Origin of the sequence: Leptothoe spongobia TAU-MAC 1115 (assembly GCF_018739885.1) — a bacterium.
GTDB classification, from domain to species: Bacteria; Cyanobacteriota; Cyanobacteriia; order Phormidesmidales; family Phormidesmidaceae; genus Leptothoe; species Leptothoe spongobia.
This window is the reverse complement of sequence record NZ_JADOES010000033.1, coordinates 27,437-40,182: the sequence shown is the minus strand read 5'-3', so window position 1 is coordinate 40,182 and position 12,746 is coordinate 27,437. Positions and strand designations below refer to the sequence as shown.

Annotated in this window: 8 protein-coding genes; 3 read left to right on the top strand and 5 right to left on the bottom strand. The window is 50.4% G+C overall.

The window, feature by feature from the left end:
- Positions 1-210: 210 nt before the first annotated feature.
- The 5 genes from IXB50_RS15450 to IXB50_RS15430 form a co-directional block, all read right to left on the bottom strand.
- Positions 211-4,134 (bottom strand): tetratricopeptide repeat protein, encoded by a 3,924-nt coding sequence (locus IXB50_RS15450; RefSeq protein ID WP_215609882.1) that lies wholly within the window; start codon positions 4,132-4,134, stop codon positions 211-213.
- A gap of 37 nt (positions 4,135-4,171) precedes the next feature.
- The gene (locus IXB50_RS15445; RefSeq protein WP_215609881.1) at positions 4,172-5,842 is read right to left on the bottom strand and encodes an AAA-like domain-containing protein; all 1,671 of its coding nucleotides are present in this window, start codon (positions 5,840-5,842) and stop codon (positions 4,172-4,174) included.
- A gap of 174 nt (positions 5,843-6,016) precedes the next feature.
- A complete protein-coding gene (locus tag IXB50_RS15440) occupies positions 6,017-6,688 on the bottom strand; it encodes a Uma2 family endonuclease (protein ID WP_215609880.1) in 672 nt (223 codons plus the stop codon).
- A 32-nt stretch (positions 6,689-6,720) separates the two neighbouring features.
- Positions 6,721-7,326 (bottom strand): LysE family translocator, encoded by a 606-nt coding sequence (locus IXB50_RS15435; protein WP_215609879.1) that lies wholly within the window; start codon positions 7,324-7,326, stop codon positions 6,721-6,723.
- A 313-nt stretch (positions 7,327-7,639) separates the two neighbouring features.
- The gene (locus tag IXB50_RS15430; RefSeq protein ID WP_215609878.1) at positions 7,640-8,086 is read right to left on the bottom strand and encodes an Lrp/AsnC family transcriptional regulator; all 447 of its coding nucleotides are present in this window, start codon (positions 8,084-8,086) and stop codon (positions 7,640-7,642) included.
- A gap of 338 nt (positions 8,087-8,424) precedes the next feature.
- On the opposite strand from IXB50_RS15430, the gene IXB50_RS15425 reads away from it, so the two are divergent.
- The 3 genes from IXB50_RS15425 (at position 8,425) to IXB50_RS15415 (ending at position 12,449) form a co-directional block, all read left to right on the top strand.
- A complete protein-coding gene (locus tag IXB50_RS15425; protein WP_215609877.1) occupies positions 8,425-9,864 on the top strand; it encodes a TldD/PmbA family protein in 1,440 nt (479 codons plus the stop codon).
- A complete protein-coding gene (locus tag IXB50_RS15420) occupies positions 9,861-11,216 on the top strand; it encodes a TldD/PmbA family protein (RefSeq protein WP_215609876.1) in 1,356 nt (451 codons plus the stop codon). The genes IXB50_RS15425 and IXB50_RS15420 overlap by 4 nt, the downstream gene beginning before the upstream one ends.
- A gap of 78 nt (positions 11,217-11,294) precedes the next feature.
- Positions 11,295-12,449: an AI-2E family transporter gene (locus IXB50_RS15415; RefSeq protein ID WP_215609875.1), complete on the top strand. Its 1,155-nt coding sequence runs from the start codon at positions 11,295-11,297 to the stop codon at positions 12,447-12,449.
- Positions 12,450-12,746 lie beyond the last annotated feature (297 nt).

The window sequence follows — 12,746 nt, the reverse complement described above, 5'->3', positions numbered from 1 at the left end:
AGGCCTGATGGGTTTATGGGTCTAGAGTTCCCTCTAGGCGAAAACTTCTGCCTAGATCCCCGGTTTCTAGCCAAAGTCAGGAACTGAGCAATAGGAGAACCCTAGAAACCGGGGATCTGTCGGGAGGCTTGGTCCTAGATCCCCGGTTTCTAGCCAAGGCCAGGATCTTCGCAATAAGGGATCCCTAGAAACCGGGGATCTGTCGGGAGGCTACTCTGCTGGACAAAGCTCAGCTACAGGAAGATTTGTTGCCTGGGCAGACTCACGGCATCTTTGTTGATAATCCTCTTCAGAGGTAGTATTTTTAATATCTCCAAGTACGTCTTGAATCCATGCTTTCACGCGATCGCTTCTAAATTTGAGACCAAGGGATTCATAAATATTAAAAGCCTCATATAGAGGAGGTAATGCTGCAATATAATCCCCTTGTTTAGTCAGAGTATCCCCAATGTTCCATAGAGTTAAGCCTTCACCCGCGAGATCGCCCACTTGGCGACGAATCGCTAAAGATTGGGTGAAATAGTCCAACGCGTCCCCATACTGCCCTTGATTTCGATAGACGCCGCCAATGTTGTTGAGGGTTAAGCCTTCACCCGCGAGATCGCCCACCTGGCGACGAATCGCTAAGGCTTGGGTGTAATAGTTCAACGCATCCCCATACTGTCCTTGATAGTCATAGACGGTACCAATGTTGTTGAGGGTTATGCCTTCACCCGCGAGATCGCCCACCTGGCGACGAATCGCTAAGGCTTGGGTGAAATGGTCCAACGCGTCCCCATACAGCCCTTGATTGTTATAGACTAAGCCAATGCTGTTGAGGGTGGAGCCTTCACCCGTGAGATCGCCCACTTGGCGACGAATTGTTAAGGATTGGGTGAAATAGTCCAACGCATCCCCATACTGCCCTTGATTGCGATAGACGGCACCAATACTTCTGAGGGTTAAGCCTTCACCTGCGAGATCGCCCACCTGGCGACGAATTGTTAAGGATTGGGTGAAATAGTCCAACGCGTCCCCATACTGTCCTTGATTGCGATAGACGGCACCAATGTTGTTGAGGGTGGAGCCTTCACCCGCGAGATCGCCCACCTGGCGACGAATCGCTAAGGCCTGGGTGTAATAGTTCAACGCGTCCCCATAGTGCCCTTGCCGCCAGTATGTCTCCCCTATTTCATTTAAGCTACTTGCCTCACCACTACGATTTTCAATAGACTGATGAATCTCCAGTGCTTTCTGATATTCATTCAGTGCAGCAGGATACTGTCCCTGAATTTCATACAGTTGTCCAATGGTCAAGCGCATCTCTCCAACACCAGCCTTATCTCCCACCTCAAAAAAATCATCTATAGCCAGACGATAGTACTTTTGAGCATCATCATACTGATACTGATCCGCGTAGATCTGTCCTATGCCCTTGCGGCTCTCACCTAGCCCCTTATCATCCTGAATCTGTTCAGCAATGGCTGTGGTCTCGTCATAGAGAGTCAGAGCCGCTTCATAATTTCTTTGGCGACGATGGATGTCAGCTATTTTTTTCAGACCATCTGCCCTGCCAAATCTATCGCCAATCGCTTCGGCAATTTCTACCGCCTGAGCATATTTATCCAAGGCCTTATCTGTCTCATCTTGAAAGTCATACACATCGCCCATATAGCTAAGGATCTGTCCTTCCCCTAACCGATCCTTGATTGCTATGGCAATGTCTAAACTCTCCTGGTGAGTGTTTAGCGCTTTTTTCGGATCACCTGTGGCTAGGTACACCCGCGCCAGATTCATTAGGGCCTGACTTTCTCCTAGCCGATCTTTTGTCTCACGGGTAATGGCTAAATGCTGTTGATGAAACTCTAAAGCGTCTGGATATTTACCCTGGTTATAGAGCACTTCTCCCTTATTCCCCAGGGCCTGTCCTTCCCCCTGTCGATCTTGAATTTGCTTAGCAATAGTTAGATGCTTTTCATGGGAATCTAATGCATCAGGATACTGACCGAGAATGTTATAAACTTCTCCTATATTTCCGTGGGTATAACTTTCCCCCCTTTTATCTTGGGTCTTTTCAGTTTTCTCTCGTCCTTCTTCTAAATACCCAATCGCGTTCCTCAGTCCACCCAGTTCATAAAATGTATTTCTAAACCGCTGTAACCCCAACGTGCCAATCGAAAATCGTAGGGCTTCTCGAACTCGTCTTGCACGCCTTGACGTGTCAGCTAATCGTATTTCTGTTTCTTGTAGATTGTCTTCCTGAATAATTCGTTCTCGTTCTAAATCGTTAACACTCTGTTGTAATGTGCCAACATTTTGTTCTAGTACACCTAGTTCAGACTGAGCCCCTGTTAACTGCGTTTGAACATTTCCCAACTGATTATTTTTAGCTACTAAGTCTTGATTAAGCCCTGCCACTTGTCCACGAATAGTCTCAGCCTGTTGTTTAGCTGTTGCTGCTTCGGTTTGTGCAGCTTGTACATCTTCTGCAGATTGCTGATTAGCCTCCTTAAGTTGCTCGTTGGCGTTTCCTAAGGTTTCATTGTTTTTCGCGAGTTTATTGTTTTGAAATTCTAGTTTTTCAAACCTGGTTTCGATAGATTCTAGTTTTTGTTCTGCGCTTTCAACTTGTTGAGCGGCCTGACTGGCTCTTTCGCTTTCCGCAACTGCATGTTTACTAGCTAAGACCGTGCCAAAGATAGCTGCACTCACAAAACCAATACCCAATAACGAAGACAAACGGGTCCGTTTCCGCACCCGTCGCAGATCCGCTTTCGCATCGGCCAACTCATCATCAGCCCGCTGAATCGCCTTATTCTTCGTATTCAACAAATGAGTCTGCTGCGCCACCGTCGCCTGTACTGCCGCCAACTCCGCCCGCAACCCCAGCTTCTGACTCTCCACCAAATACTCATAGTCCTGCTTCCCCAAACTCCGAGTCTCCGACCAATCCAGAGCCTCGATCAACTCCTCCCCCTGCAACAACAAACTATCCTGCGGATCCGCCACCCACGCATTCAACTTCTCCCCATAGGGCCGAATGCTCACCAAAGACTCCCGAATCCAATCCTGAGTAAACACCGCCTGATAAATCGGGTTATAAACCTGCAGTGCTCCCCCCTGCTCCACCACCAGCCCCGACAACCGCAATGCCATCTGCTTCGAGCTACCATCCTGGGCAATCTGCCCCCGCTCCACAATCTCCTGATACAAACTCAGTAACTGCCCCGCCCGCACATTATTCCGCAGCCGATCGCGAATCGTCTTTAAGTGAGGCGGCTCATCCTGGATCTCCCAGTTATCAATAATGTGACTATGCACCACCTGGGCCACCAGCTCACTCCCATCACCCTGACCACGCAGCGGCTGCCGCTCCACCGCTTGCATCACCAACTGACATACCTTCTGGGTCAAAAAAGGCTGTCCCCCCGTCCAATGCAGCACCGATCGCAACACCGCCGCCGGATCGCTCACCCGCTTCGCCAACCCCGGCAACAGTGGTGCCGCCTCATCCAACTCAAACCCCGTCAGCTGAATCGCGCGACCAATATTAAACGGTGTCCGCTCCTTGGTGCGAATCAGATCCGTCGGTGTGGCCACCCCCAGCAGCGCAAATGTCAGCCGGTTAAAGTCAGGATTATCCGCCCGGTTGTTATAACACTCCCGAATCACCGCAAAGAAATCATCCGCCTCAAACTCTAGGCTGAGAACGCTGTCGATCTCATCCAAGAAAATAACGATGGGCTGAGCAATCGTCCGCAGTAGCACATTGCTCAGAAATTTACCAAGCCGCCGCACAGGAGGCAGATTGTGATTTTTCTCCCACCAATCATCCAGGTCAAAGCTGGGAGCAATCTGGTCGATCTGCAACCGATCCACCAGACTATCGATCACCCCGAAATACCACTCTGCCGGTTCAATAGTAGTCGTCCCCAATCCACTGATATCTAACGACGCACAGACCACCCCCTCCGCCTGTAATCGATCAGATGTGCGTACCCGCAAGCTAGATTTACCCATCTGCCGAGAGTTCAGTACATAGCAAAACTCCCCAGCCTTTAGCGCCTGGTAAAACTCCGCATCCGCTACCCGCTCAACATAGGTTTGTGCATCTGGCGGCAAGCTACCGCCCACTTGATATCGATACTCAGCCATGATCTTTTCCGAGGGGGTGCATCAGATATGAATCAACTTATAACCGAGATTGGAAATATTGCCGGTACAAACCACATAGCGGCACCACCGCATTGCCGTCATATTTCACCAAGCCCATGCTGTGCAGCTTAAAGGCCTCCGTCGAACCGATTTGCACTGGACGATAGGTGGGAATCACTTGCTTAAAGGCATTAAGTAGATCCTGATCAGCCTCTAGATTTAGCAAGTGTCGCCGCAGATGATCGCTATATAAACCCCCTTCCGTGGGCGCTTCTTCTAATAACTGGGTCAGGCTGATGCGGCCTCGCGCCAGCTGGTATAGTGCAGCCCTGAGTAAATAAGGATGACCGCCCACCAGCTCCACCAACTGCTGCTTTTGATGAGCCGTCAAACTAAGCTGATGTCGAGTGATTAAGGCTTCAATTTCATCCTCATTCAGCTCCCGTAGCTCAATGGGTAGGCCCACATTAAAGGGTGAACGATTAATGCTTAGGGGCACATACACCTCTTTAGAGTGGACAATCACTAGCTGCAGCTTGCGCCAAATCGGGTTGGTCTTACCTTCTTCATGCCACACCCGCAACATGCCAAAAAAGTCCGTGGCAATTTTCGGATGTTCAAACACCTGGTCAACTTCGTCCAGACCCAGCACTAACGGCTTGTCTAACTCAGTTAAAAGGTAACGCTCAAAATATCGCTGACAGCGGCGTACGATCCCCCGAGCCCCTTTCCAGTAGTCTGCCAGCCGATCTTCCAGGTCCAGTTCCTCAGTGACACTGCAGCAAAACCACTGTAGAAATTCATCCAGGTCATTCAGCGTGTCATTGTCCGATGTTTGAAAGCTTAGGCGCACTGTTTCAAACCCCTGGGATCTGGCATGGGCCAGGGTGCGTACCAGCAACGATGTTTTCCCTAACTGTCGAGGCGCTTTGATCCGAATCAAAGAACCCGGTCGTACGACAGTTTCATAGCAGTCAGTCTCAATGGGTAGGCGCTCCATATAAAACCGTGATTCTAACGGGACCAGGCCTTCAGGTTCCTCAAGGATGACGGGTTTATTAGTAGATTCTGGAGGCTGGTCAGGTTTAACTTGCTTGATTTCCGGTGTCGTTGCTGGCGATACTGGCGATTCAGCAGCTTCTTCTAACCCTTTGCGTACCTTCAGAATAGGGGTGGCGACTTCATCAATGCCTTCTAAGGCAATGGCCGATAGCCCGACTTTGTAAGCAAATGGCACAGGATGACCGTAGCCCAGCGCATCATAAAAACCGACGGCAAACTCAATCGCTGCCCGATCGCCCATGGCATGGGTCATGCCGATGACATAGTCAACATGTTCGACAACCGCCTCTGCCTGTACCTGAGAATAGCAGGCATTAAAAAGCACGCATTCTACACTGGAAAAAAGGTCAAAGAGTTGTGCCAGAGCCAGGCCACTAACAGGCTTCGCTGCGCCAGTATCACTTTCTAGCAAGAGCCCTTCGGTGCCAGCACCGTGACCGGAAAAATGAACGATCTGTGGTTTGTACTTGAGCAGGGCACGGCGTAAATCATCGGGTCGGGTGGCCCACTGCGATACCACATTAAAACTGTCGCGTTCGGCTGACAGATTTAAACCTTCTTGGATTTCGCGAACTTCTTTGTCTAAACGCAAACGGCCAGTATCCGAAGGATTAGCCGTGAGGATCAGGATCGTTTTTGCTGCCATGGCACTTGGCAAAATTGGGGGGCATGGGGCTGGCGATACTCTGTCTTTACTCTAGTCTCTGAAGAAAAAATATTCCCAACAGCTTAACTAATTATCTTGATATAGTCTGCCGTTGACTGTCTATTACCCATTAGGGTGAGTTTTAGAGGATTATGCAGAGCTTTTTGCCTTGATTTATAGCGATTCCGGATTGATACCTAGCTCCCGCAACTTTTCCTCTAATGCCTGAATGCGCTGCTGATCTAATTGTCTGAGTTCTCGCTCAGTCGTTAGCTTGTCTCCCAGCTCTACATAGGTTAAAAATCTTTCTCCGTCTGGTCGATAAATTTCCAATGTCTCTGAAATCAGCTCAAACCGGATGTTTAGTTGAGGACTCACCCAACCCTGCATTTCACTTACTAGCTGTAATGACCTACCCGAACGCTGAAAACCTGTTAGTTCATTGCTATCTGGATCGTAAATATAGTATTCCGTCACCCCATACTTCTGATAGAAATTCAGCTTCCGCAGCATTTCCCCAGACCGATTTCCCGGCGACAAAATCTCAAACACCACCTGGGGTGCAATCCCATCCTCTAACCATTGTCGATAGGAAACTCGATCCCCCTTCGGACGGTCAAACACCACCATCACATCTGGGGCCTGCCGCCGTTTGGGATCACCTTCCACCGGATACCACAGCAAATCTCCAGCGATAAACACATTGGCATCATTAGCAAACAGCCGTTCCAGATTTTCCTTGATCACCACGATCCAACGGAACTGCTGCGTGTTGTCGGCCATGGGTTGCCCATCGCTATCGGGATACTGCTCGGGTTGGCTATCGGAGATTAACTGCTGAACCATAGGTGTGGCCTCAAAGTAGCCTCTCTTTAAGTTTAACCGCGCCAGCTCAAAGCAATGATGCCAAAGGCTGTAATCAAAACGCCAAAAACACGATTCACCCAAACCAACCGCCCCGGTGTCAGCCAGTGCCGTAACCGTGATACCCCACTACTCAGCAGCAACCACCACAGCGCTGATCCCAAAAACACACCGCCCACCATTACCACTGCCTGACCATAGCCCAGTCCCGCAGGTGCAAACCCAGCAAACAGCAATACAAAAGACAGAATCGTTGCCGGATTCGTTAGCGTCAACCCAAAGGTGGATAGATAGGCTCCAGCTAAGCCAGTTTTGCTAATCTCAGCCGATTTCTCCGCAGGCTTGCTCAGAAATGTAGTGATGCCTAAGTAACAGAGAAATAGCCCACCGATGATGCCTAGCCACTTGGCCTGATCGGTGAGGAAATTCGAAACGAAGGCAAGACCGAAGGCAGCTACTGCACCATATACCCCATCCGCTGTCGCTGCGCCTAATCCTGATAGCAGCCCTGCCATTGATCCATAGGACAGACTCCGTCGAATACATAGCAAACCGATGGGACCGACGGGGGCGGCAATGGCCACACCTAACACCAACCCCCGAAAAAATAAAGAAATCATGGTGATACCCCCATAAAAATTGTCAAAAAAAACGTAGGGGCATCCCCTTGTGGGTGCCCTGTGCGAAAGGGGCTACGGTGTACACACAAGTACTGAAAACTAGCTTTCGCGGTTGCCTAACCCCCTCTAACTCCCCCTTCGTAAGGGGGAGAACTGGATCTTCCCCCCTTACGCTACGCTTTAGCGCATGCCCGAAGGGCTTTAGGGGGGATTGAGGGGGGTAATGCAGGATTTTGAGCTCTCTTCCAAGACGTGTGTACACGGTAGGTGCAAAGAAGAGGGCTCCACCAGGGATTGCCCCTACCTAATGTTGCTAAACCGCCAATGCCGTCGTCTCCTTGACTGTCGATAACGCAATTGATGTCTTCGTTTGTAAGACTCCTGGCAGTCCCTTGATCTCCTCACTCAGAAGCCGTTCCAAGTCCGCCATCTTGCCGCATCGCACCTTCAGCAGATAGTCCCCATCACCCGCCACATGGTGACATTCCTGGATTGCCGGTGTCGCTTGCACATAGTCCAAAAAACCTTGACGGTATTGCGGATGCTCCAAAATCACGGCTACGAAGGCTGTGATGTCATACCCCAACGGCACCGGATCCACCACCACTCGGTAGCTCTGGATAATGCCGCGCTTTTCTAAGCGGCGGACGCGATCGCGAATAGCGGGAGAAGACACCCCAAATCGGTTGGCTAAGTCTGACCAGGCGACTCGGCCATCCACCATCAGTGCTCCTAAAATTTGACTGTCAAGGTTATCCATAAAAATATTTTTTAATAACCTATATCACGCCAATAAGTTATTTATTAAAGATAATGTCCGTATTTTATCTTAAAAAATAATCTATTTACTGAAATAAGTCTTAAAAAATTAATTTATACTATTAGCCTATGTAGGGTCTCCCCCCCCATTGAGGGGTGTGATCGGTAAGAATTACAACTATCAAGGCAGGGTCTTAGGCGCGGGGGGCTACTCGCCTGGTCTGCACTACCAAAAAATGTCGTTGCTGATTTAGAGTGTGCTCCGATCTGCTCGTTTGGCTCAATTACCAGTCACCTGAGCAACCCTGATGGTTCGGATCAGCAACGCTGAGGAATTATATGTTTAAGTTTCTTTCAGACGTCGTCACTACTGCGACGGTATCGGCCGACTGGATCGGCATTCGAGCCGTCAAAGACACTACCAAGGCTTGTGCTATTCGAGACGCTCATCCAGAGAGTAATACTCAGCGATTTGGCCATGGAGCTATGGTGGAAGTTTTGGCCAACGGACAGTTTGGCTACAGTGCAACTAATAATCTGAGTGAGTCTTCTCTGGCAGCAGCGATTGTGTCTGCCTATGGCCAAGCCATAGCCGCCAGCGACTGGGCGGTCCATAGTTTTACCGTTGCGGCCCGCCCTAAGGCTACGGGCAATTACGTATCGCCCCATCGCAAAGGGCTAGATGCGTTATCCCCGGCGGAGTTAAATCAGATTTTGCTGCGGATATGTGATCAACTCAAGGTCTCTGATAGCATTGCCCAGACCACTGCGTCGGCTCGGAGTCACGATATTGAAACCTGGTTTGTCAGCAGCAATGGCTCGGAGATCTATCAACGAGACTATGTGATAGAGACCCACTTTGGCACCATCGCCCAGGACGGTCCTACCACCCAGTTACGTACCGATCATGGCTATTTGGCCCATAGCTACCAAGGGGGATGGGAGTTATTTCCTGGTTTAGATCTATGGCAGCGGGTGCAGCAGGTGGGTGAACAGGCGGTGGAGCTACTCCATGCGGACAATTGTCCCGATCTGGCAACTACGTTGGTACTGGCTCCCGATCAAATGATGCTGCAAATCCATGAGAGCATCGGTCATCCCTTAGAGCTGGATCGCATTTTGGGCGATGAGCGCAACTATGCCGGGGGTAGCTTTATTCAGTTGGAGGATTTTGGCTCTCTAGACTATGGCTCCAAGCTGATGAATGTGACGTTTGATCCGACGGTGGCTGGGGAGCTGGCCAGCTATGGATTTGATGATGTGGGGGCGACTGCTACTCGAGAATATTTGATCCGTGCAGGCAAGTTAGAGCGAGGACTCGGTGGTCTAGAAAGCCAGCAGCGATCGCACGTACCTGGAGTGGCCAACTCCCGTGCCTCTTCCTGGAATCGTCCTGCGATTGATCGGATGGCCAATATCAATTTGGAGCCGGGCGATCGCACATTTGAGGACATCATTGCCAATATCGAGCATGGCATCTACATGGAGACTAACCGCTCCTGGTCCATTGATGACCAGCGCCACAAGTTTCAGTTTGGTTGTGAGTACGGCAAGCTGATCGAAAATGGTCAGCTCACCCGCACCCTTAAGAATCCTAACTATCGCTCTGTGACACCTCAGTTTTGGCACAGTTTGTCCCAGGTAGGCGATCGCAGTACCTGGGAAATATATGGCACTCCATTTTGTGGCAAGGGGGAACCCAATCAGTTGATTCGAGTAGGGCACGGAGCGCCGGTCTGTGCATTTGAGGCTATTGAAGTGTTTGGGGGTGCGGTATGACCAGTGCGGTAGTAGTAGCAAAGCAGTTAGCAGAAAAGGTCTTTGGAGAACTGGCGGATGCCATTGCATCACATCTGGCTGGGGCCACTGATTTCACCTTGAGTCTGAGCGGCGAAAATAGCCAGTTCACTCGATTTAACCGCGCCCATGTCAGACAGAGTGGTCAGGTAAACGACGGTAATCTGCTGCTGACGCTCATGCAGGATGATCGCACAGCGTCGGCAACAGTGCCCTTCGTGGGGGAGTTTGAGACGGACTGGCCCCTGCTCAAAACGGCATTAGCAGAGTTACAGGGGATGGTGCCCCAGCTGCCAGTGGATCCGTTTTTGGTGTTGCCCACAGGCTCGGCTACCAGTCGTACGGTACATCAAGGCGAGATTTTGGCAGTAGATCAGATCGCATCCACCCTCCTCTCCCCTGTGAACACACTGGACTTTACGGGTATTTACGCCGGAGGCCTCATATTTCGCGGCTATGCTGATTCTGCCGGTCAGCGTCACTGGTTTGAGAGCACTAGCTATAGCTTAGATTTCTCCTTATTTGATCCTCAAAATCGAGCTGTGAAGGGCACGTTTGCCGGTAACCAATGGCAGCAGGCTAAGTTTCTTGACAAAATCGATCAAGCCAAACACCAGCTAACGATGATGGCTCGCCCAGCGAAAACCATTGAGCGAGGTCAATACCGCACCTATTTAGCACCAGCGGCCGTGGCTGAATTGCTCCATATGTTTTCCTGGGGCGGTGTAGGGGAAGCTGATTTGCAGCAAGGGAATAGTGCTTTTGGGTTGCTGCGGCAAGGACAGCGGCAGCTATCGCCCAAATTTACTTTGCAAGAAAACTTTGAGCAGGCGAATATGCCTCGTTTTAATGGCTATGGTGAGGTGGCTCCCTTACAGTTACCCATCATTCAGCAGGGGCAGTTGGTAAATAGTCTGGTGAGCTCCCGCAGTGCTAAGGAGTATAAAACTCCATCGAACTACGCCAGTCGAGGCGAACATTTGCGGGCTCCTGAGATTTTGACTGGATCGCTGACAGCTGACCAAATCCTACCCAGGCTAGAGCGGGGACTGTATTTGTCTAATCTGCACTATTTAAATTGGAGCGATCACCCCAATGGGCGAGTGACTGGCATGACTCGCTATGCTTGCTTTTGGGTGGAAAATGGTGAAATTGTCGCACCGATTGAAAATCTACGGTTTGATGAAAGCCTCTACCACTGTTTTGGCGATGGCCTTATGGACCTGACAACGTTTCAAGAAACGATTCCTGAAATTGATACCTACGATTGTCGTGGTCTGGGGGATAGCCGGGTGCCTGGCATTTTGGTGGATGACTTTACCTATACGCTTTAGACCCAATTTCCCAGATGCATTTGGTACCCTGCTATAAAGGTCAGTAGACTAAGCTAGAGGATCCTCTATTGCCAATTTATGGCCAATGACCCCTGGGCGGAGACTTCGCCTAATGACGCATCGCAGCGGGTGACTATATCGGTGAGCAGTGTTTTGCTGCTGATCGCGGTTATTCCATTGCTGGTGCTGCTTTGGCAGCTCAAAAGTTTGTTACTGCTGGTGATGATTTCGGTCGTCTTGGCCTGTTCGATTGCGCCCGTGGTGGATTGGGCGGAGCAATATCGCGTCCCCCGTTGGCTGGGGGTGGTTTTGGTCTACCTCACCCTGATTAGTGCGTTGGTAGTGCTAGGCCTATTGATTGGACCGACGGTATTTGAACAGCTAGAGCGACTGATTCGACGTGTTCCGGTTTCTCTAAGAGGGTTACTCAATGAGGCCGATGCCTGGCTGACGGCGTTTACAGATACTCGTTCATTTACGACTAATGAGCTTTTTACCCAGCTGATTGATGTGCAGAGTCTGATCAGTTGGACCATTAAGTCTAGCCAGCAGCTGTTGGTGCGCTCCTACGGTGTGACGGCCGGTATTTTGGGGGGAGTGCTGAGCTTGGTGTTGGCTCTGTTTGTCTCGGGGTACATGGTGGCTGATAGTCGTACCCTGGTGAAAAATCTAACGCGGTTGCTGCCGAGCCCATGGGATGAACGTCTTTTGGCCCAGGCTCCTCCTATGGGACAGCGGATTGGTGGGTATTTGCGGGGGCGGTTTATGGTGTCTGCCCTGCTATCTATAGCGACCACTGTGGGTCTGAGTTTGCTGGGGCTAAAGGATCTGGCGGTGGGGCTAGGCGCGATCGCAGGTGTCACCAACCTGATCCCATTTTTAGGCCCAATTTTAGGTGCTGTTCCTGCATTGCTTGTGGCGATTCCCCAGGGGGGATGGACCTTTTGGTGGGTGCTACTGCTCTATGTCGTCGCTCAAAATCTTGAAACCTATATCCTCGATCCCTTACTCGTAGGTAGCTCCGTGGGAGTGCATCCGCTCTATCAGCTATTGGCAGTATTAGGTGGGGCTCAAGTGTTAGGCATCATTGGGGCACTCATCGTCCCACCGTGGATTGCCGGTGGAGCTGTACTGCTGGAAAACCTGTATCTACGTCCCAAGCTGATCACTGAACGTCGGCAGCGACGTAACGGTATTTTGACGGGACTAACCAGTTTTCAGCCAGATAGCTAGGTAGGTTACCCCAAATAATTGCTCCTGTAGGGTGCTGTTAGGCGAAGCCGCAACGCACCGTATGGCAAAGAATTGATGCGTTACGCTACCGCTAACACACAAATAATTATGCTCACCTACTTAACCGTGATTCTCAGCGTTTCAGGCGGATAGTCGTTTGAAACCGTTGTAAGTAATGTCGGACGTGGTTAATGACAACCTACCTGGGCGGCTTTGAGCAAGGGCTGTTCATACAGATAGGTTGATTCTTTGGCTGACTGAGCATGCATTAAGTTAATGTGATGCAAAGGCACGTGA

Bases quoted from the DNA above. Each gene is read 5' to 3' on its own strand.
- IXB50_RS15450 (WP_215609882.1), bottom strand. From the start codon at position 4,134: ATGGCTGAGTATCGATATCAAGTGGGCGGTAGCTTGCCGCCAGATGCA.
- IXB50_RS15445 (WP_215609881.1), bottom strand. From the start codon at position 5,842: ATGGCAGCAAAAACGATCCTGATCCTCACGGCTAATCCTTCGGATACT.
- IXB50_RS15440 (WP_215609880.1), bottom strand. From the start codon at position 6,688: ATGGTTCAGCAGTTAATCTCCGATAGCCAACCCGAGCAGTATCCCGAT.
- IXB50_RS15435 (WP_215609879.1), bottom strand. From the start codon at position 7,326: ATGATTTCTTTATTTTTTCGGGGGTTGGTGTTAGGTGTGGCCATTGCC.
- IXB50_RS15430 (WP_215609878.1), bottom strand. From the start codon at position 8,086: ATGGATAACCTTGACAGTCAAATTTTAGGAGCACTGATGGTGGATGGC.
- IXB50_RS15425 (WP_215609877.1), top strand. From the start codon at position 8,425: ATGTTTAAGTTTCTTTCAGACGTCGTCACTACTGCGACGGTATCGGCC.
- IXB50_RS15420 (WP_215609876.1), top strand. From the start codon at position 9,861: ATGACCAGTGCGGTAGTAGTAGCAAAGCAGTTAGCAGAAAAGGTCTTT.
- IXB50_RS15415 (WP_215609875.1), top strand. From the start codon at position 11,295: ATGGCCAATGACCCCTGGGCGGAGACTTCGCCTAATGACGCATCGCAG.